This is a genomic window from Flavobacterium sp. Leaf82 (genome assembly GCF_001422725.1).
Taxonomy (GTDB): domain Bacteria; phylum Bacteroidota; class Bacteroidia; order Flavobacteriales; family Flavobacteriaceae; genus Flavobacterium.
The window spans coordinates 134,207-155,753 of record NZ_LMMA01000033.1; the positions used below are offsets into that span (position 1 = coordinate 134,207).

General features: G+C 34.6%; 19 protein-coding genes. 9 read left to right on the plus strand and 10 right to left on the minus strand.

The annotated features are described in order from the left end of the window. Positions 1 to 7: 7 nt before the first annotated feature. From ASF10_RS18830 to ASF10_RS18845, 4 genes are read right to left on the minus strand one after another with little or no spacing between them, the layout of a single operon-like run. The gene (locus ASF10_RS18830) at positions 8 to 754 is read right to left on the minus strand and encodes a hypothetical protein (protein ID WP_241774987.1); all 747 of its coding nucleotides are present in this window, start codon (positions 752 to 754) and stop codon (positions 8 to 10) included. Positions 755 to 804: 50 nt separating this feature from the next. After that, positions 805 to 1,536: an MIP/aquaporin family protein gene (locus tag ASF10_RS18835; protein ID WP_056252594.1), complete on the minus strand. Its 732-nt coding sequence runs from the start codon at positions 1,534 to 1,536 to the stop codon at positions 805 to 807. Positions 1,537 to 1,551: 15 nt separating this feature from the next. Next, the gene (gene glpK, locus ASF10_RS18840) at positions 1,552 to 3,048 is read right to left on the minus strand and encodes a glycerol kinase GlpK (RefSeq protein WP_056252596.1); all 1,497 of its coding nucleotides are present in this window, start codon (positions 3,046 to 3,048) and stop codon (positions 1,552 to 1,554) included. A gap of 53 nt (positions 3,049 to 3,101) precedes the next feature. Further along, positions 3,102 to 4,679, minus strand: a complete 1,578-nt coding sequence (locus tag ASF10_RS18845; protein WP_056252600.1) for a glycerol-3-phosphate dehydrogenase/oxidase — start codon at positions 4,677 to 4,679, stop codon at positions 3,102 to 3,104. A 155-nt stretch (positions 4,680 to 4,834) separates the two neighbouring features. On the opposite strand from ASF10_RS18845, the gene ASF10_RS18850 reads away from it, so the two are divergent. Continuing rightward, the gene (locus ASF10_RS18850) at positions 4,835 to 5,605 is read left to right on the plus strand and encodes a DeoR/GlpR family DNA-binding transcription regulator (RefSeq protein WP_056252605.1); all 771 of its coding nucleotides are present in this window, start codon (positions 4,835 to 4,837) and stop codon (positions 5,603 to 5,605) included. Positions 5,606 to 5,886: 281 nt separating this feature from the next. Here ASF10_RS18850 and ASF10_RS18855 read toward each other — a convergent pair whose 3' ends face one another. The 4 genes from ASF10_RS18855 to ASF10_RS18870 all read right to left on the minus strand — a co-directional run bounded on the left by ASF10_RS18855 (position 5,887) and on the right by ASF10_RS18870 (position 9,031). Further along, on the minus strand, positions 5,887 to 6,408 hold the full coding sequence (locus tag ASF10_RS18855; protein WP_056252608.1) for a GNAT family N-acetyltransferase: 522 nt from the start codon (positions 6,406 to 6,408) through the stop codon (positions 5,887 to 5,889). A 17-nt stretch (positions 6,409 to 6,425) separates the two neighbouring features. After that, the gene (locus tag ASF10_RS18860) at positions 6,426 to 6,905 is read right to left on the minus strand and encodes a DUF6691 family protein (protein ID WP_056252611.1); all 480 of its coding nucleotides are present in this window, start codon (positions 6,903 to 6,905) and stop codon (positions 6,426 to 6,428) included. 28 nt (positions 6,906 to 6,933) lie between these two features. Then, positions 6,934 to 7,497, minus strand: coding sequence for a YeeE/YedE family protein (locus ASF10_RS18865; RefSeq protein ID WP_056252614.1), 564 nt, complete (start codon positions 7,495 to 7,497; stop codon positions 6,934 to 6,936). Positions 7,498 to 7,615: 118 nt separating this feature from the next. Continuing rightward, a complete protein-coding gene (locus tag ASF10_RS18870) occupies positions 7,616 to 9,031 on the minus strand; it encodes an MBL fold metallo-hydrolase (protein WP_056252617.1) in 1,416 nt (471 codons plus the stop codon). A 342-nt stretch (positions 9,032 to 9,373) separates the two neighbouring features. Between ASF10_RS18870 and ASF10_RS18875 the strand changes: the two genes are divergently transcribed. From ASF10_RS18875 to ASF10_RS18895, 5 genes are all read left to right on the plus strand, one after another. Beyond that, complete coding sequence (locus ASF10_RS18875) at positions 9,374 to 9,964, plus strand: HD domain-containing protein (RefSeq protein WP_056253030.1); 591 nt, start codon at positions 9,374 to 9,376, stop codon at positions 9,962 to 9,964. 298 nt (positions 9,965 to 10,262) lie between these two features. Further along, positions 10,263 to 11,609: a cytochrome ubiquinol oxidase subunit I gene (locus ASF10_RS18880; protein WP_056252621.1), complete on the plus strand. Its 1,347-nt coding sequence runs from the start codon at positions 10,263 to 10,265 to the stop codon at positions 11,607 to 11,609. A gap of 2 nt (positions 11,610 to 11,611) precedes the next feature. Beyond that, on the plus strand, positions 11,612 to 12,688 hold the full coding sequence (cydB, locus tag ASF10_RS18885; protein ID WP_056252622.1) for a cytochrome d ubiquinol oxidase subunit II: 1,077 nt from the start codon (positions 11,612 to 11,614) through the stop codon (positions 12,686 to 12,688). A 57-nt stretch (positions 12,689 to 12,745) separates the two neighbouring features. Continuing rightward, entirely contained in the window at positions 12,746 to 13,756 is a 1,011-nt protein-coding gene (locus ASF10_RS18890) for a DUF6438 domain-containing protein (protein WP_056252625.1), read from the plus strand. Positions 13,757 to 14,442: 686 nt separating this feature from the next. Beyond that, entirely contained in the window at positions 14,443 to 14,856 is a 414-nt protein-coding gene (locus ASF10_RS18895; protein WP_056252626.1) for a helix-turn-helix domain-containing protein, read from the plus strand. 203 nt (positions 14,857 to 15,059) lie between these two features. Here ASF10_RS18895 and ASF10_RS18900 read toward each other — a convergent pair whose 3' ends face one another. Both ASF10_RS18900 and ASF10_RS18905 read right to left on the minus strand, forming a co-directional pair. Continuing rightward, positions 15,060 to 15,845, minus strand: a complete 786-nt coding sequence (locus ASF10_RS18900; RefSeq protein WP_056252629.1) for a sulfite exporter TauE/SafE family protein — start codon at positions 15,843 to 15,845, stop codon at positions 15,060 to 15,062. A gap of 349 nt (positions 15,846 to 16,194) precedes the next feature. Continuing rightward, positions 16,195 to 16,821: a Crp/Fnr family transcriptional regulator gene (locus ASF10_RS18905; protein ID WP_056252633.1), complete on the minus strand. Its 627-nt coding sequence runs from the start codon at positions 16,819 to 16,821 to the stop codon at positions 16,195 to 16,197. A gap of 508 nt (positions 16,822 to 17,329) precedes the next feature. Between ASF10_RS18905 and ASF10_RS18910 the strand changes: the two genes are divergently transcribed. The 3 genes from ASF10_RS18910 (at position 17,330) to ASF10_RS18920 (ending at position 21,541) form a co-directional block, all read left to right on the plus strand. Beyond that, on the plus strand, positions 17,330 to 17,641 hold the full coding sequence (locus tag ASF10_RS18910; RefSeq protein WP_055095772.1) for a rhodanese-like domain-containing protein: 312 nt from the start codon (positions 17,330 to 17,332) through the stop codon (positions 17,639 to 17,641). A gap of 75 nt (positions 17,642 to 17,716) precedes the next feature. After that, positions 17,717 to 19,297 (plus strand): NADP-dependent glyceraldehyde-3-phosphate dehydrogenase, encoded by a 1,581-nt coding sequence (locus ASF10_RS18915; protein WP_056252636.1) that lies wholly within the window; start codon positions 17,717 to 17,719, stop codon positions 19,295 to 19,297. Between the two features lie 372 nt (positions 19,298 to 19,669). Further along, complete coding sequence (locus ASF10_RS18920; RefSeq protein ID WP_056252639.1) at positions 19,670 to 21,541, plus strand: M1 family metallopeptidase; 1,872 nt, start codon at positions 19,670 to 19,672, stop codon at positions 21,539 to 21,541. The last annotated feature ends 6 nt before the right edge of the window (positions 21,542 to 21,547 follow it).

Sequence of the window (21,547 nt, forward strand, 5' to 3'; positions counted from 1 at the left end):
TTCAGTTTTAGAATAATGAAACTCCTAATTGCATACGAGTATATTTTTCAGCAGGATTCCACATTATGCCTGCAAAAACCGGAAGTTTATACTGAAATATCGAAATATCTTTAGAAGCTTTCAATCCAGTATTTACGATACCAAAATTACGATCCGGATCCTTTATATATAGATTTGTTTTTCCGTCAAGCGAGAATCCTGCTCCTACATAAGCATCTAGCGTTATTTCGTCATTTTTTATAATAGGGTATCCTAATTCTACGTAAGTCGAATATCTGTTTTTATAATTAGCATCAGAGTTTAACTCTTTGTCGTTTCCATAAAGAATAATATCAGCTTCGATTCGCAACGGAAATTCCTGCGAAAAACGATACGAAGTCCTTAAATCAATAAGGTGAGTCGTAGTGTTTTTATCGTAATTAAAAACTTCCGGATGCTCAACATTTGTAGTGTTGAATAAATCCCAAAGACCAATTGTTAGTCCTTTATTTTTGTACTGAACGTAATAATCTACCTCAGTATATTTACCATCAAAACTGTTACCGCCCCAAACACCAACCGAAAAGTTTCGGTTTTTATCAAAGGTATAATGAATATCTCCCATAGCCGTCATACTTGGACTGATAATTAATCCTCTCCAAAGGTGACTTGTTGCAAGCGTAACATTAAAATTTAATCGGCTTGGTTCTTTACTAGCCGTACTTTCCGGCGTTGATTCTTGAGCATAGCCAGCTAGTCCTATGAAGATTATCATAGAAAAAAAAAGATTTTTCATAAAAATTTATGGATTAAAAGAAGATGTTTTTAATTAAGACTGAGATATAATGCTGCAGCCAAAGAAGCTCCAATTATAGGTCCTATAATCGGGATCCAGGCGTATCCCCAGTTGCTACTTCCTTTTATGGGTAAAATAGCATGCATAATTCGTGGTCCTAAATCTCTTGCGGGATTTATAGCATATCCGGTCGTACCTCCTAACGAAAGACCAATTGCCCATACAACTATTGCAACAGGCAGTGCGCCTATGGTTCCTAAACCAATTACTGCGTTGGTATCAGCTGCAATTTGTAAGCTTGGACCTGCAATGTAGAAAATAGAAAATATCAAAACAAAAGTTGCAATTGCTTCGCTTATCAAATTAGATAAATTATTCTTGATGGCCGGTCCTGTAGAAAAACAGGCAAGTTTCGCGCCTTCATCTTCTGTTGCTGCAAAATGCTCTTTATGTGACAACCATACTAAAAATGCACCCAACATTGCTCCAATCATTTCACCTAATATATAGGTAGGAACTAAATCCCAACTAAATTTTCCTATAAGTGCTAAACCAAGAGTAACTACAGGGTTTAAATGTGCACCGCTAACGGGCCCTGCAATAGTTACACCTACAAACACGGCAAATGCCCATGCGCTGGTAACGACTATCCAACCTGAATTATTACCAATTGTACCTTTAAGATTAACGTTTGCCACAACGCCATTTCCTAATAAAATCATCACCATGGTGCCTAAAATTTCTGCTATAAAAGGAGTCATATCGTTCGTTTTTAGTTATTCTTCAATCCAGTTTGATGCGCGCCCAACAGCTTTGTCCCAGTTTTTTACAAGTGTATGTACTTGTTTTTCTTCCATTTCTGGCGAAAATACTTTGTCTATAGACCATTGCTCTTTCAAATCATCTAAGCTTGCCCAATATCCTACAGCAAGTCCTGCCAAATAAGCAGCACCAAGAGCTGTTGTTTCAAGTGTTTTTGGTCGTGTTACAGTAGAACCAAAAATATCAGATTGAAATTGCATCAATAAATTATTGGTAGCAGCGCCTCCGTCAACTCTAAGTTCTTTTCCTTTGTCGCCAAAATCAGCTTCCATCGCTTTCACTAAATCATTTACCTGATAAGCAATTCCTTCTAAAGTTGCTCTGGCAATATGAGCATTTGTGGTTCCTCTTGTTATACCTACAATCGCACCTCTGGCATATTGATCCCAATACGGAGCTCCTAAACCGGTTAATGCCGGTACAAAATATACACCTCCGTTGTCAGGAACGCTAGCTGCAAGCGCTTCAATTTCTTCGGATGAATCAATCATTTTTGCTCCGTCTCTTAACCATTGTACTGCGGCTCCGCCTACGAAAACACTTCCTTCTAAAGCATAAGTCGTTTTCCCGTTAATTTTCCAGGCAATCGTAGTCAATAAATTGTTTGTAGACTGAATTGGTTTTTCTCCCGTGTTCATTAACATAAAACAACCTGTTCCGTATGTGTTTTTTACCATTCCTGAACTCGTACACAATTGGCCAAAAAGAGCAGCCTGCTGATCTCCAGCAACTCCTGCAATAGGAATTTTTGTTGCAAATAGAGTAGTGCAGGTTTCTCCGTAAATTTCACTGCTTTGTTTTACTTCCGGAAGCATTGCTCTTGGGATATCAAATAATTCTAATAATTCATTGTCCCATTCTAAAGTATGAATGTTGAATAATAACGTTCTGCTGGCATTAGAAACGTCAGTCATGAATAACTTGGTACGGGTTAGTTTCCAGATAAGCCAAGTGTCTACAGTTCCAAAACATAGTTTTCCTTGTTCTGCTTTTTCACGTGCTCCGGGAACATTATCAAGAATCCATTTTACTTTTGTTCCGGAGAAATAAGCATCAAGGATTAATCCTGTTTTTTTCTGAATCATATCAGCATGACCTTGTGCTTTTAATTCGTCACAAAATTTTGCTGTTCTTCGATCTTGCCAAACGATTGCATTATAAATAGGTTCGCTGGTTTCTCTATCCCAAACAATAGTAGTTTCACGCTGATTGGTGATTCCAATTGCTGCGATTTCGCGACCTGAAATCCCAACTTTTGCGATTACTTCGGCAGCTGTACTTATCTGCGAAGACCAGATTTCGTTAGGATCGTGTTCTACCCAACCTGGCTTGGGGAAAATTTGCTTAAATGGTTTCTGTGATAGGCTTACAATTTCTCCTTCGTGATTAAAAAGAATAGCTCTGGAGGAAGTGGTTCCCTGGTCTAGAGCTAAAATTAATTTTTCTTGCATGGTTTATAGTATAATTAAGTTAATAAAGTTCTGTTATTGAAATTCGCATCGTTTTATCGAAATTCTGATAGAAAAAATCCTTTTGAAATTTCTTTAAAATTTAAAACTTCCTGAGCGATCCACGCTTCATCATGTCCTAGTTCTTTAGCCAGTAATCTTGCTATTTTTTCAGAAGACTGAACCGCAGCTCTTGCATCTAAGAATAATAAACGAACACGTCTTGCTAAAATATCATCTACAGTTCTGGCCATTTCGTATCGAATCGCCCAGGCAACTTCTGCCATGGTAAACTCGTGATCAGGATGTACTTTTTCTTTTAGTTCAGGTTCATTTTGTTGTAACTCATGTATTTTAGGAATGTCTGAACCATAAATATATAGGTGGTTTTCTCTGTCTAAAGTAGTTGTAGGCTGATTTCCGTGAATAGGAAGATGTTCTGTATTACAACCTTTTGCAGGTATTTTACGTGTTTTGATTGCTTTATCTATAATGTCTTCGGCAATTTTTCTGTAAGTAGTCCATTTTCCACCAGTAATGGTGATCAAACCAGTTTCAGAAACTATGATTTTATGGCTTCGTGAAACTTCTTTGGTGCTTTTTCCTTCTTCCTTTGGTGCTGCCAAAGGACGTAAACCAGCGTAAACTGATAAAACATCGGCTCTGGTTGGTTTTTTTGCTAAAAAGCGTTGTGCTGTTTCCAGTACAAATTCAATTTCGCTTTCAAGAGCGATAGGTTCTAAACTTTGTTTTTTAATTAAAGTATCAGTTGTTCCTACTACAATTCGGTTATGCCATGGCACGGCGAATAAAACTCTTCCGTCGCTTGTTTTAGGAATCATTAAAGCATGATCTCCCGGTAAAAATGATTTATCGAAAACCAAGTGAATTCCCTGACTTGGTACGATATATTTTTTGTAAACGGTATCGTTTAATTTCATTATTGCATTGGTGAAAACTCCAGTTGCATTAATAATAGCAGATCCTTTTAAGTCATATTTGTCTCCTGTTTCCTGATCTAATACCTGAACACCAATAACCTGATTGTTGTCGTCTTTTAATAAGTTAACAACTTTACAGTAGTTTACAATACAAGCACCTTTTTCGGCAGCAGTTTGAGCAATATTTATGGCAAGACGTGAATCATCAAATTGTCCGTCATGATAAATAACACCGCTTGTTAAACCTTTTTCCTGCACGTTAGGAAGCATTTCGATTGTTTTCCTTTTCGAAATATATTTTGAGCGTCCTAAACTTAAACGTCCCGCCAGTAAATCGTAAATGGTTAAACCAATGGTGTAAAAATAACCACCCCACCAATTGTAGTTAGGAATAACAAAAGATTGATTTTTAACTAAATGTCCGGCATTTTTTGCCATCAATCCTCTTTCTTTTAAGGCTTCTTTTACTAAATGTACATCACCTTGCTCTAAGTAACGTACGCCACCATGAACTAATTTTGTGCTTCGGCTTGAAGTTCCTTTTGCAAAATCTACTGCTTCGACCAAAACTGTTTTATAACCTCTGCTTGCAGCGTCAAGAGCAGTTCCAAGACCACTTGCTCCACCACCTATTACAATTACATCCCACTTTTCAGTGCTTTTTAGTTTCGATAACTGTTCTGAACGTTTCATATAGTGTTGTTTTTGTTTCTTTTTCTTGTCTATTGTTTCTTTAAAGCAAAATTAACGAAACTAAACGAAACTAAAGTAATAAAATAAGGTTTTTTTTGAATTATTTTTTTATCGTACATTTATACCTTCAAAAATCTTAATATTATCAGGCTATTATGGTTATTATAAACAAAAGGCAAGAGGAGATACTTAAAGAACTCGATAAAAGCGGATACGTAAATGTGGCGGATTTATGCGAAATTCTGAATGTTTCAACCGTAACAATACGAAAGGATTTGAATTTTTTAGAAAATGAAAACTTGCTGCACCGTACTCATGGTGGCGCAAGCAAACAGCCTATTTACGCTTTCGAAAGAGATTTAAGTGATAAAGAGGGGCTTCAGGTAGAGCAAAAAATGCAAATTGCAAAAGAGGCTTTAAAATATATTAATAATTTTGATAACATTATATTAGGTTCAGGATCTAATGTTCATTATTTGTCGCAAATCATTTCAGGATTTCAAAAACTAACCGTGATTACACCTTCTTTAAAGGTATCTTTAGAATTGAGTAAAGAAACAAATATAGATACAATACAGTTGGGTGGTGATGTTCGTAAAAGTTCAAATTCTGTAATTGGACCAATTTCTGAAGCAATTTTAAAAGAGTTTTCGTGTAATAAATTGTTTTTAGGAGCAGACGGACTTCACTTGGATTTTGGTTTAAGTACTTCGAATGCGTCTGAAGCACATCTGAATCAGGTGATGATTTCACTGGCAGAAAAGGTGATTGTACTGGTAGATTCTACAAAAATGAATGTTAGAGGTTTTGGTAAAATTTGTAATCTGGATAAAATCGATGTTTTGATTACGGATGATGGTATCGATATCGAAACCAAAACGAAACTAGAAGAAATTGGAGTAGAGGTTATAATTGCCTCAAAATAGTATTTTTATAAAAATTCGAAAAACGAAACTTCTGATTTTTTCGAAAGAGGTTCTTCGTTTGCGCGCGTGAGGGATAGAAGCTAGCTACCGAAGTAGCGCGGATAGCCCGACAGCATCGCGATAAAAGGGCGTATATTCGCACAGTAACTTTGCCCTTTTATTGCGATGGTGGCACGCCCAGTTTAATTTTAGATTTTAGATTTCTGAATTTAGATTAAAAATAAAACCCGACGAGTTTTGAAACGTGTCGGGTTTGATTTGTAATCCTGAGATTGTATATTTTAAGCTAGCTTTTTTTCGAATGCCTTTCTGGCTGATCCTCTAAAATATACTTCGCCACAATAAGTATACTTTAATTTGTCTAAAATTTTAAGCATAGGCACATTGTCAAAATTGGTGTCTACTTTTATGCTATGAATATTTTTTTCGAGACATAAACCTTCGATGCTTTTAAAGAGTTTTGTTGCAATTCCTTTTCCTTTTGCCAGTTTTGATACGGCTACACGATGTACAACGCCATAATCTCCATTGGTCAACCATTTGCCTTCTATGTCTTCGTAAGCTGGTTCTTTGTCGAATATAATGGCAGAATAGGATAAAATGGTTTCGTTTTCTGTAAATACATATCCGTAACCGTTATTTATATCGTTGGTAATGCTAAGTTCGTTAGGATAGCCGTCTTGCCATTGCGAACTTCCTTCCTGGCGTCTTTGTTCGATGGCATCTTGTATGATGGTCCAGATAACTGGCAAGTCCGTAATATTCGCTTTTCTTAATAGTAGTTGTTCTGTTGTGTTGCTCATTTTTTATATTTTAAATCTTAATGAGGTAGTTTGTCTTTTATTAAACCGTAAAACCAAGTTCCCAAAATAGCACTTATTAAAGTAATTACAATTACAGTAACTCCTGTACCAATTTGAGCAAAAAGCGGTCCGGGACAAGCTCCTGTGATTGCCCAGCCAAAACCGAATAATAATCCGCCATATATTTGCCCTTTGCTAAATACTTTAGGCTGAATTTCGATTTTTTCGCCTTGAATGGTTTTAATATTGAATTTTTTAATGATTTGAACAGATATAAGTCCCACTGCAACTGCACTTCCAATTACGCCATACATAAAGAAAGACTGTAATTGAAACATTTCCTGTATACGAAACCAACTTACAATTTCGGCTTTTACGAATACAATCCCGAAAAAGATTCCAACGACAAGATATTTTAAGTTTGACAATCCTGAATCTTTAATTTGACTTCCGTTGATTCCTTCAGTGTCTGTATTTTTATTTTCTAAATTATTCATTTTTGAAATTTTAAAGTGAAAGAATTCCTTAAAGAGAAAGTATATAAGGTAAAATCAAGTTTGCCATGATAAAACCGCCAATCATAAAACAGATTGTAGCTACTAATGAAGGCCATTGTAAGTTTGAAATTCCCATAATAGCGTGTCCGCTTGTGCAACCACCAGCATAACGGGTTCCGAAACCTACTAAAAATCCACCCACGACAATCATGATAAAACCACGAAGTGTAAAGAGACTTTCCCAAGAGAAAAGTTCTTTTGGTAATAAACCCGAATGATCGGTGATTCCGTAAGTCGATAATTGATAAGAAAGTTGTGGCGTAATTTCAACCGGATTTGGATTTGCCAGGAAATAAGCCGCAATTACTCCACCAAGGAAAATTCCGAAAACGAAGAATAAATTCCAGCTTTCTTTTTTCCAATCGTATTTAAAAAACGAAATATTTGCCGGAATACAAGCCGCGCAAATATGACGAAGCGAAGAACTAATCCCGAAAGATTTGTTTCCGATAATTAATAAAATAGGAACTGTTAATCCAATTAACGGACCTGCAACATACCAAGGCCAAGGTTCTTTGATGATTTCTAGCATATTTTTAAGGTTCTAAGGTGCTAAGATTCTAAGTTACTAAGGTTTCTTCTTTTGTGGTTTTAAGTTTAAAGACTAAAAATCTTAGAACCTCAGAACCTTAGTAACTCAGCGCCTTTATTTATTTTAATACTTTACTTTGACAAACAAAATCTGATTTTGGGATATTCGTTTTTGCGATTGCTCCAAAACCACCATCAATTTCGGTGAAGTTTCTAAAACCGCGAGCTTGCAAGATCGAAGCTGCAATCATACTGCGATATCCTCCGGCACAATGCAAATAAAAATGCTCGTTTGGGTTAATATCTTTTACCCAGTCATTGATATAAGCTAAAGGTTTACTATATGCATCATCGATATGTTCAGCTTCGTATTCGGTTTCTTTACGAATGTCGATTACTTTGTCTTCTTCAATTTTAAACTCGTTTGCAAATTGTTCTGCCGAAATTCTGTTAACTGTATCCACTTCAAAACCTGCTTTTTGCCAAGCTTCAAAACCTCCGTCAAGATGTCCAATAATAGCATCAAAACCTACACGGCTTAAACGCGTTACGGTTTCTTCTTCAAGACCGGATTCAGTTACTAATATAATAGGTTGTTTTACATTTGCTATTAAAGTCCCAACCCACGGCGCAAAATCGCCATTGATTCCGATATTAATAGATTGCGGAATAAATCCTTTGTGGAAATCGGCACTTTTTCTGGTGTCTAAAATTAATGCTCCGGTTTCTTCGGCAACAGCCTCAAATTCTTTTACATCAATCGCTTTCATTCCGTTATGCAAAACCGATTCAAAGCTTTCATAACCTTGTTTGTTCATCGCTACATTCATACTGAAATAAGCTGGCGGAGGCAATAATCCGTCTGTAACTTCTTCGATAAATTCAGCTTCGGTCATATTAGCGCGCAAAGCATAATTGGTCGCTTTTTGATTACCAATAGTCGAAACCGTTTCTTTGCTCATGTTTTTTCCGCAAGCGCTTCCTGCACCATGCGCGGGATAAACGATAACATCATCAGCAAGAGTCATGATTTTATCTCTTAACGAATGGTATAAAATCCCAGCCAATTGATCTTGTGTCATTCCGGCTGCTTTTTGAGCTAAATCCGGACGGCCAACATCGCCAATAAATAAAGTGTCTCCGGAGAAAATCGCGTGATCTTTTCCATTTGCATCAATTAGTAAATAAGTCGTACTTTCCATGGTATGTCCCGGAGTATGCAAGGCTTTGATCGTAATGTTTCCTACTTTAAATTCTTGTCCGTCTTTAGCAGAAATACAATCGAATTCGCAAGCCGCATTTGGTCCGTAAACAATTGGTGCCTGAGTTTCTTTGCTTAAATCGACATGTCCGGAAACAAAATCAGCGTGAAAATGCGTTTCAAAAATGTATTTCAGTTTCACATCGTCACGTTCTAAGCGGTCTAAATAAGGTTGAATTTCACGAAGCGGATCAATAATCGCTGCTTCTCCGTTTGAAGTAATATAATAAGCACCTTGCGCAAGGCATCCGGTGTAAATTTGTTCTATTTTCATGATACGTATTCTAAAAATATGGGATTACAAAGGTAATCTACTTTTTGCTTAAAACAGGTGACTAATGTTACACAAATTTGATTTTTCTGTAAAAAAAAGTTTGTTGGTTTTACCATATAAAGCCCATAGGAAATTCAAAAGCACGCATATAAATTAAACCAAAATGAACGGGTTTTACCATATAAGTGATATAAGAAAATTTAAGATTTGGTTTAATATGCTTAAGGCTAAAATGAACTTATATAACTTATATGGTTTAAAAAAGATAGTTGGTTTTGCAATATCACTTATATGGTGAGAAAGAAAATCTACGTAATTTTACAACTGACGAAAATTATGAATATGAACACAGAAGATTTATTGAATCAAATTGCTTTTATTAAAGAGATTGATAAAGTTAAATACATACAGCGAAAAACGAAATTGTTTAATAGCGACCGAAATGAAAATGATGCAGAACACAGCTGGCATTTGGCTTTAATGGCGATTGTTCTGGCTGAACATTCAAATGAACCAATTGATGTTTTAAAAGTCGTAAAAATGGTTTTGATTCATGATATTGTAGAAATCGATGCTGGAGATGTCTTTATATACGACACCAAAAAAAGTCACGATAATACAGATGAAGAAAGATTAGCGGCGAATAGAATCTTTGGTTTGCTTCCTGAAAAACAAGCTCAGGATTTTATTGCTATTTGGGAAGAATTTGAAGCCGGAGAAACCAACGAAGCAAAGTTTGCAAGATCAATGGACAGACTAGAACCTTTATTGCAAAACACATCGAATAACGGAGGAACGTGGAAAGAATTTGATGTACCTTATAATAAAGTCTACGAGAAAAAAAGTATCATAAAAGAAGGTTCTGCCACTTTATGGAATTATGCCGAAGGATTAATAAACGAAAGTGTGACAAAAGGAATTTTGAAAAAATAATAGTTTTTTAAACACACAGCTCCAAGTACAATATATCTACGATATTGTCATTTCGACGAAGGAGAAATCTTCGCAAGTAACTCCGCAACGTAAACCCAATCTTTGTCGAGTCTCTCGTTAAGATTTCTCGTTCGTCGAAATGACAAACTTTGTGCGCATCAGAATTAAATATAAGTGTTATCTACACATCTAAATTGTTGAAAAGTTTAACAAATATAACGTCATAAACTTTTTTTAAAGGCAGGAATTTCGGGTTTTAATGGGTAAATTTGTGGGACTTCATAAATAAAATACCACTATGGAAGAAATGCTTTTTTATGACCGAATGCAATTCGCCTTCACAATTACTTTTCATTATCTTTTTCCGCAACTTACAATGGGTCTTTCGCTGATCATTGTTTATTTTAAATGGAAATACCTACGAACTAAAGACGATCAATACAATCACGCCACTCATTTCTGGATGAAAATCTTCGCCTTGAATTTTGCGATGGGCGTTGTAACCGGAATCCCAATGGAGTTTCAGTTTGGAACGAATTGGGCAAAGTTCTCTGAATTAACGGGCGGAATCATTGGACAAACCCTTGCAATGGAAGGAATGTTCTCCTTTTTCTTAGAATCTTCTTTTCTTGGAATCTTTTTGTTTGGAGAAAAAATAATTGGACATAAATGGCATTTTGTAACCGGATTATTAATTATGATTGGTTCCTGGGCAAGCGGATACCTAATTATTGCGACACATTCGTGGATGCAAAATCCTGTTGGTTATGAAATTCTTGAAAACGGAAAATTTGTTCTGACGAATTTTAAAGCTTTATTTCTGAATCCGTGGTTATGGCCTTCATATTTGCACAATCAGGCAGCTTCTTTAGTGACAAGTTCTTTTGTAGTTGCCGGAATTGGAGCTTTTTATATCCTGAGTAAAAAGAATGTTGCTTTCGGGAAATTATTCTTAAAAACAGGTGTAATCTTCGGGTTGATTTCGAGTGTTATTGTAGCCGTTCCTACAGGGGATTTATTGGCGAAAAATGTAGTGAAATACCAACCTGTAACTTTTGCTGCAATGGAAGGAATTTTTCATACTGAAAAGAAAGGTTCTGAAATTGTTTTAATTGGGCAACCCGATGTAAAAGACAAAAAACTAGACAATAAAATTGCCGTTCCTAATATCCTGAGTTTCCTGACTTACGGAAGCTGGCATGAAGAAATAAAAGGTCTGGATCAGTTTGAAGAAGACCTGCATCCAACTAATATTTCAGGTTTGTATTATGCCTATCATATAATGGTAGGACTTGGAACCATATTTATAGGTTTGATGGCTTTTGCCGTTTTCCAGTTGATTAGAAAGAAATTATTCGAAACCAAATGGGTTTTATGGTCGTTGATGTTCATGATGCCATTTCCGTATATCGCAAATACCACAGGCTGGTACACAGCCGAATTAGGCAGACAACCCTGGCTGGTTTATAATTTAATGCGAACTACAGCAGGCGCATCGCCAACGGTTTCTTCCGGAAATACCTTGTTTACTTTACTGGGATTTATAGGATTGTATCTTTTACTTGGAATGTTGTTTTTGCTTTTGATTGGAAAAATCATCAATAAAGGACCTCATAATGTTGAACTGAATTCAGAAAAAATATAATTATGGAATTTTTTTGGTACGTTGTTTTAATGGGAATTCTGGCTGTTTATATTGTATTAGACGGTTACGATTTTGGAGCAGGAATTATTCATTTATTTTTAGCTAAAAACGAGAAAGATAAAAAGGCAATTACAAGCGCGATTGGTCCGTTTTGGGATGCTAATGAAGTTTGGATCATTGCTGCCGGAGGAGTTTTATTTTTCGCGTTCCCTACTTTATACGCTTCTTCTTTTAGCGGATTTTATTTGCCTCTAATTATGATTTTATGGCTTTTAATTTTCCGTGCGATCGGTTTAGAAATGCGCGGACAAGTGCATCACCCAATGTGGGAAGCCATTTGGGATAAAGCTTTTGGGATCGCAAGTTTACTTTTGGCATTATTCTTTGGGATTGCTTTAGGGAATATTGTTCGCGGTGTAAATCTGGGAATGGTAACTAACGGCGTTTCGACACAAGAGGCACATTATTTCTTTTTACCTTTATGGAATCCAACTTTTAGTCCGCAAGCAAATGAACTGGGGATTATAGATTGGTTTACCCTTTTCTTGGGTATTGTAAGTGTTGTCGCTTTAACGATTCATGGTGCAAACTGGATAATTTTTAAAACCAATTCAGAACTGAATCCGCAACTTAAAAATATCGTTTTTAAACTGAATATTGTTTTGTTGGTTTTGGTTGTTATTTCGTTGCAAATCTGGCATTTTATCGAGCCAAAACCCTTTCATAATTTTGTCGAAAATCCTATTCTTTGGTTTTTTCCTCTAATGACTTTTGTTGGAATTTTAGGATTATTCAAAGTCCGTTCGTATCAAAAAGATGGTTTAGGATTTTTATTCTCGTCTTTATTTTTGGTTGGAGGATTTGCTTCAACCGCCGTTTCGATTTTCCCCAATGTTTTGCCTTCTACCAATAAGGTAAATCCATCATTAACGATTTATAATACAGCCGCGGGAGAATATGGATTGAATGCCGGAATGAGTTGGTTTTTTATCGCTTTGTTTTTGGTTATTATTTATCTAATTGTTCAGTATCGCGTCTTTAATGGTAAAATGGATGATGTTGGGTATGGGGAGCATTAAGTTTTTTAGCCACTAATTGCACAAATTTTCACGAATTATTTTTTAACATATGAATAAATGAAAAAGATAATCTTTATAATAATACAATTTGTTTTTATTATCAGTTATTCTCAAAATAAGGGGATTGAGCAATCCGGTGATTTCTTAGATACAAAATTCGAAATCGAAAAATATGTTCATGCAAATAGTGAAAGATTTAAAAAATTTGAATTAAAGAAAATAAACGATTTTGATCCTGATAAGTACGACTACGAAATGGACTTAATTTGTAAAAGAATAGGAGATTCATTAAAAATTACTAAAAATTATTATAAAGCAGATTTTGATAATAATTCTTTAATGGATATCGTAATGATAGGAGATGACTATAATTGTGATGAATCTAGAACTATATCCTGTAATTTTAGATGTTTAGTGATGATGTGTTTCCCTCAAGATTTGGTAAAAATTTATAGTCTTAATCTAAGTTCTGGATGTTATATTCCGCAAATTATAAAGAAAAAAAATCAAACTTTAATAAAAGTTCATCATCGTAAAATTGGGGTATTAAGTGATAAAGGGAATAATATAGAAGATCATACATTAATTTACAAATGTGATGGATTTATTGATTATAATGAAAAACCAGTAAAACATTTTATAGAAAAGATTGAATTTTCAGCTTCTGGTTGTTATGGAACTTGTCCAGTATTTTCATTAGTAATTGATAAAGAAAGAAATTCAACTTTTTTTGCTGAACGTTTTAATTTTGGAACAGAGAAAGAAAATATGAAGAAAATGTCGTCTTTTTTCAATAACAATAGGGAAGGCACTTTTAAATCTATAATAAAAGAAGAAAATTATCAGCAAATTTTGGAACTATTAGAATATATGAATTTTGAAAGTTTAAATAATGAATATGATGAAGCTCAAGACGATAATCAAAGTTCAACATTGAAAATTACATATGATAATGGCAAAGTGAAAACTATTGTAGATAATGGTTTAATAGGAAGTTACAGTTTGAAAAAGTTGTATGAATTGTTATTTGAATTAAGGAAAAATCAGAAATGGGAACTCAAGCTATAGTGAACAGGCGAAGCAATTGCACAAATTTTCACGAATTATTTTATAGCTTAATATTGAATAGCCGTTGGTTTTAACCAACGGTTTTTTTATTTTTAAATATTAAGGCTATAACCAAATACAAAATATATTTGTTTAAAGCAGGAGACAATTCTAATAGTACAAATTGAAAATAATAAGAGCTAAAAACGAGCTCTGAAAGAGCCTAAGCAACAGCATGGTGCGAAGCACTATGAATAAAAAAGATTGTTAGTTTAAGCCCTGAAAGGGCGAAAGCCTACTCGTACAGAAAAAAAACTAACATGTTTTATGTGTTGTTTATAAGGTAGTTATAGATTGTTTTGAATTTGTATTGTCATTTTGCTTTAGCCCTTTCAGGGCAATATTAATCGTTAATTTATTTCGTAGTGCGATGCACTACGCTAGTTATTTTGAGCTTTCAGCCCATTTTTGAGATTTTGAAAATTTATAATCTTAAATTTCAGCTATTTATGAAGAAATAAAACTTTGTTATTAGTAGAAATGAAACTTTGTTATTAATTGTATATTGTCATTTTAGATTCGTAATAGAAACCTGTCCGGAAAATTGTATTTTTGTTCTATATAGAAACATGTAAAATGTATCTTACAAAAGAGATGTATTTTACTACACTACTAATTTTCTCCCGAATTTTAAATATCTTTGAACTATGAGCACAGCAACAAAACCAAAACATATCGGACGAAATATTAGCCGAATCAGAGAGCTTCGAGGAATGAAACAAGAAATACTTGCCGAAGCTATTGGTATAAGTCAACAAACTATTTCCAGCATCGAAGGAAGCGAAGAAATTGATACTAAAAGACTTGTGGAAATTGCAAAAGCGCTTGGAGTTACAGTAGAAGCAATTGAAAATTTTTCGGAAGAATCTGTTTTTAATTTTTTTAATAATTTTTACGACAATAGCGCAAGTAATGGTCAAGGTGCATCTGGACCTATTTTTACTTTTAATCCTTTGGATAAGATGGTTGAACTTTACGAACGTTTGGTTCTTGCCGAAAAAGAATTAGTTCAGGCTGAAAAAGAAAAGGTAGCTTATCTTGAAAAACTTTTGAATAAATAGAAATCTAAAAGACTTAAGTTCACGCAAATTTGCGTTAGGGATAGAAGCGGTATCTCCCGATTTAGAAAAACAAGGCTTTTTTGCCGTAGTTTTTGTTAATCTGGAATTTAGCGGATAGCCCGACCGAAGGGAACGCCCAAAAAATACAAATCCGTTTACTCTCAGGAATAAACGGATTTTTTAGTTTTTGTCTACAAGTAAAACTAAAATAAAACCTCTTTTGTAATAATATAAAATCCCATCACCAAAACAAACCAACCAAAAATGGGTTTTAGTTTTGTACCGTCTATTTTTTTAGAAAGCTGACTCCCAATAATCATTCCTAATAATGCCATTGCCGAAACGCCTAATAAAAAAGAATAATTTATGGGTGTGCCAATGTATAAATCGCCGCCAAAACCTATTGATGAATTAATGGTGATGATTAATAATGATGTTCCTACTGCTTGTTTCATAGGTAAATTGGCGAAAAAAAGCAGGGCAGGAATAATGAGAAATCCTCCGCCGGCACCTAGAAATCCGGTTATGATCCCAACGATGAAGCCAATTATGCTTAATTGAATATAATTGGTTTCGGTTGCTTTTATTTCGGGTTTATTTTTTCTAATCATCGAGATTGCTGCGGTAATCATTAATACCGAAAAGATAATCATGATCAAAAAATCTTTGGATACGGAATAAGAAGCAATCGAAAATAGGGTAGAAGCAATTTGAGGAAAAATAACTTCGCGAATAATCAAGATAGAAATTACCGAAGGAACGGCAAAATACAATGCCGATTTCAGCTTTAGATTTCCCATTTTATAATGACTGTAACTCCCAAACATGGCCGTTAATCCCACAATAAATAAAGAATATGAGGTTGCTTGCTCCGGATTTACTTTAAATAAATACACTAAAATAGGAATGGTTAAGATCGATCCGCCTCCGCCAATTAAGCCAAGCGAAATCCCGATGATTATCGAAGCAAAATAACCTAAATATTCCATTCTATTTGTTTTGATGCAAAGGTGCTTGGATAAAAAGAAATCTTCAGTAACATTTATCACATAAGAATTACTAAACACTAATTTCACTAATTTGCACGAATAGATTTGTCAGTTCGAGCGAAGTCGAGAACCCACAAAGCATTTCGACTTCGCTCAATGAGACAAACTTTGCTTTTAAAATTTAAACTTTACCATTAAGATATTAAGAAAGTTAAGTTTAGCTTTTTTATCTTAATCTATAATCAAGGAAATTAAGTAGTTAGCCTTAATTTTTCTTAATCTCGTAATGGTTAATAAAAAATAAACCCGCGCAAACCCGTTTCATCCGTAAAATCCGTGGGCGAATAAATTACTTCAAAAGTTCAATTTGGTTTCTATTAAGTTTCACCAAACCTCGTTGTTCCATTTTTTTGAGTAATCTGGAAACGACTTCTCTTGAGGTGTTTAATTCGGTTGCAATTTCCTGATGTGATAAATTTACTTCCTGACATCCGCAGGCTTCAGAATGCCTTTTTAGGTAGAATTCTAAACGCTCGTCCATAGATCGAAAAGCGATATTGTCGACTACTTCCAGGACTTCTTCAAATCGGCTTCTATAAGTTTCTATTACAAATTCGTACCACGTTCTGTGTTCCATCATCCATTTATCCATCATTTGTAACGGAATCATCATGACAGAAACATCTTCGACTACTTTTGCCATGATTTGGCTTTTCTCGCTTTTGGCAGTGCAAATCATCGAAATAGCACACGCTTGTCCGGGTTGTAAATAATACATTAAAAATTCTCCGCCGTCTTCGCCTTCGCGATAGATTTTGATTTTTCCTTTGGTAATCAAAACGGTGTTTTTTATGTATTGTCCGGTTCGCATCAGGATTGTTCCGGCTTCAAAATCTTGCAGGCTTCCGTTTTCTTCAATCGTCGAAATGAGTTCACTGGAGAAATTAGGAAATATATTTTTAAGTGAGTTTTGCATATATTAATTGTGGTAATAATAGCCCACGGATTTTACGGATTGAACTGGTTTACACAGATAATTTTATTTATTACCTGTGTTTTTTTTGCCACGAATTCCACAAATTTTCACTAATTAAAGTGTGATCATTTTGTTGTGAATTTTTCAAAGATAAAAATTCTCAAAATCATTTAATCTGTGGCAATAAAAAAATAATTCGTGTTTATTTGTGAAATTCGTGGCTAACTTTTTTTATCATAATAAAATTAAAATGCACAATTTATTACAAAGATAGCAGATTGGAATGGTATAAATTATCAGAAAACTATATTTAAGATTTAAAAAGGCAAATGAAAAAATCCTATTTTCTATCGATTTTATAGACTGTATTTTTAAAAATAGTGAGTAAATTTGTATTTCACTGATTATAATACTTTCTCTAAAACGTTTTCTGAGAATAATAATCGAAATCGCATTTAGCACGTTTTTAATTAATAGAAACGTCGTAATTTTACAAAAAACAGATACTATGAATTTATCACAAGAAGATTGGGTTAATCAGCTTGCTGCTGACGAGAATGCAGTTATACTGGACGTAAGAACTGAAGACGAATTTAATGACGGTTATATCGAGAATGCCGTAAACATTGACATTAATAAAGGTCAGGGTTTTATTTATGAAATCGAAGAATTAGATAAAAATAAAAATTATTATGTGTATTGCCGTTCTGGAGCCAGAAGCGCTAAAGCATGTCAGGTAATGAACGAATTGGGTATTAATAATGCCTATAATTTGCTTGGCGGAATCCTGGATTGGGAAGGTGAAACCATAAATCCATAAAACAAATTAAGAGGCGAAAATAGCCTCTTTTTTCATTTAATATGCTATTAATAACCAAACATAAATTACCAGACTATGAGTTTAATACCTGAAGAATATCAGATTAAAACCCTTATAAATCAAGATACTTATCTTGTAAATGGCGAATTAAAACAATGGACAGGACAAACCACACCTGTGTTTTCGACCATTTCATCTACAGAAAAATATACGCCAACTTTATTAGGATCAATTCCGTTTATGGCAGAGAAAGAAGCTGCCGAAGTTGTTGAAGCAGCAAATGACGCTTATAATAAAGGTCAGGGATTATGGCCAACCATGAAAGTGGTTGATCGTATTAAATGCATGGAAAATTTCGTAAAGCAAATGAAGGAAACCCGCGAAGAAGTGGTGAAACTTTTAATGTGGGAAATTGGAAAAAACCTTGGCGATTCGCAAAAAGAATTTGACAGAACCGTAGAATATATTCACGATACAATCGATAGTTATAAAGAACTAAACGGTCGTAGTTCGCATTTTGAAAAAGTACAAGGTGTAAACGCCATGATTCGTCGTGGACCACTTGGGGTTGTATTGTGTCTTGGACCTTACAATTATCCTCTTAATGAAACTTTCTCGTTGTTGATTCCGGCTTTGATTATGGGTAATACAGTAATTTTTAAACCTGCAAAACATGGAGTTTTATGTATCACGCCATTATTAGAAGCGTTTAGAAGCAGTTTTCCTAAAGGGGTTATCAATATTGTTTACGGTAGAGGTCGCGAAGTGGCTTCCCCGATAATGAAATCAGGAAAAATTGATGTTTTAGCGTTAATCGGAAACAGTAAATCTGCGATTGCATTGCAGGATCAACATCCAAACAAAAACAGATTACGTTTAATTTTAGGTTTAGAAGCTAAAAACCCGGCGATTATTTTACCGGACGCTGATTTAGATTTGGCAATTCAGGAATGTATCGCAGGAACTTTATCATTCAACGGGCAACGTTGTACGGCTTTAAAAGTGCTTTATGTACATGAATCTATTGTAGAGGAGTTTAACAGACGTTTCTCTGAAAAAGTAGATGGTTTGCAATTTGGAAATCCTTGGGAAAAAGGAGCTTCTTTAACGCCGCTGCCAGAAAGTGATAAACCAGCTTACATTCAGGGATTGATTGACGATGCTACAAGCAAAGGCGCAAAAATCCTGAATGAAAAAGGAGGAAAACATACTGAAAATTATATTTTTCCAGCTGTTTTATATCCTGTAGATAAGAATATGCGTGTGTATCACGAAGAACAATTTGGACCTGTTGTACCTGTTATTTCTTTTAAAGATATTAATGAACCTCTTGAAGATATGGCAGAGTCAAATTACGGACAACAAGTAAGTTTGTTTGGTAAAGACATAAAAACTCTTGCTCCGCTGATTGATGCTTTGGTAAATTTAGTTTGCAGAGTAAACCTCAACAGTTCTTGCCAGAGAGGTCCGGATGCTTTTCCGTTTACCGGTCGTAAAGATTCGGCAGTAGGAACTTTAAGTATTCCTGATGCTTTACGCTCATTCTCCATTCGTACGTTTGTTGCTTCAAAAGATATCGCTTATAATAATGAAATTTTGCAGGAATTGCTAAACAGCAAGGAATCTAATTTTATTAATACCGATTATATTTTGTAGTGATCAAGGTTATATATTAATTGTAGATACCGTCTTTTTCTTTAGAATCAGACGGTTTTTATTTTTTTTAAAGGTTCTGAGGTTTTGAGTTGCTAAGGTTCTAAGTTTTTTATCGTAAAATCGTAAGGGATAATTTTTTTTGAATTTTAAGATTAATAGCTTCCAGCTTTAGTTGGATGGAAATATAAACGCAAACAAAGCCTTTAAAAAATTAAAACGTATTCCTCCAGTTAAAACTGAAGGCTATTCAGAAAAACTTTGTGCTTTTGTGACTTTTCGAAATTAATTTTTACAAATAAATGTAACTTTAAACTAAAAAAAGCCTCTAAGTAGTATAGTCAATTTTAAATCATCAAAATTCTGAAACCACTTATGAAAAAAACACTATTTAAATTCTTATTTGTTGCCTTTTTATTTTTGGCACAAAATACTTTTGCGCAGGAACTTTATATGCCCAGAAATATAAAAAATGCTTATGCAAAAGGCACACGTTCTCTTGACGGTAAACCAGGGAAAAATTACTGGCAGAATCATGGTAAATACACTATGGAAATAGCTGTAGATCCTAAAACTAAAATTGTTTCAGGAACAGAAACTATTGTTTATGAAAACAACAGCAAGGATACTTTAAAGAATTTGCCTATTCGTTTTGTAAATAACCTGCATAAACCTTCTTCGCCAAGAAGCGGTAGTGTAAGCAATGATTTTTTAAGTGATGGATTAACAATTACGTCATTAAAAATTGCAGGCGAGGTTTATAAAGAAGATGCAAGAAAATGGGGAACGGTAGGAAATATAAGAATGAAAAAACCTGTACCGCCAAATTCTAAAGTCACGATTAATATCGACTGGAATTATCCTTTGTCTAAAGAAAGCGGAAGAGAAGGGCAGATTGATGAAACTACTTTTTTTGTTGCCTATAGTTATCCTCGCATTAGTGTTTTTGATGATTATAATGGTTGGGACAGATTGCCTCACACAGACCGTCAGGAGTTTTATAATGATTTTAATGATTACACATTTTCGGTAAAAGCGCCCAAAAATTATGTGGTTTATGCAACCGGAGATTTACTGAATCCGGATGAAGTTTTACAGCCAGAATTTTCGGCTCGTTTGAAAAAGTCCTATAATACAGATGAAATTTTGCATATTGCAAATGAGCAGGAATTGAAAACTGGTGTTGTAACGAAACAAAATGATTGGAATGTCTGGAAATTCGAAGCTAAAAATATATCTGATGTTTGTTTTGGTTTAAGTGATCATTATCTATGGGATGCAAGCAGTGTTGTGGTCGATAAAAAAACAAATCGCCGTGCAAGCGTTCAGGCGGCTTATGATATAAAAGGAACTGATTTTGTAAACTCGGTAAAAAATAACCAATATGCATTAGATTTCTTTTCGCATAGTTGGCCGGGAGTTCCGTATCCGTTTTCTAAAATGACAGCTTTTCAGGGTTTTGCAGATATGGAATACCCAATGATGTGTAACGATTCGCAAATGGGAGATCCTATTTTTGCACAATTAGTTCAGGATCATGAAGTAGCACATACATATTTTCCTTTTTATATGGGAATCAACGAAACCCGTTATGCTTTTATGGATGAAGGCTGGGCAACTACTTTCGAATATTTAATTGGGATTGCAGAACATGGTAAAGAAGCTGCAGATAAATTTTATAAGCAATTTAGGGTCGAAAACTATATCAAAGATAAATCGACTGAAGAAGATCAGCCTATAATTTCGATGTCGTCTCAGGTTTCTGATGCCGGTTATGGAAACAACTCCTACGGAAAAGCCTCTTTGTCGTATCTTGCCTTAAAAGATTTACTTGGCGACGACTTGTTCAAAAAATCACTTCATGCATACATGGAAAACTGGAATGGCAAACATCCAATTCCGTGGGATTATTTTAATTCGATAAATACAGCTTCAGGGAAAAACCTGAATTGGTTCTTTAATAACTGGTTTTTTACCAACAATTATATCGATCTTTCGGTTAAAAGTATAAATAAGAATGTTGTTTCCGTAGAGAATACAGGAGGTTTTGCGATTCCGTTTGATGTTATTATTTCATACTCAGATAATACTACAGAAACATTACATCAAACTCCGGCAATTTGGGAAACAAACCAAAAAATAGCTACGATTGTATTAAAAAACAAAAAGCAAATTAAACAAATATCTCTTGATGGAGGTATTTTTATGGATGCTACGCCAGAGAACAATACTCTAGCAATAAAATAAACTCAT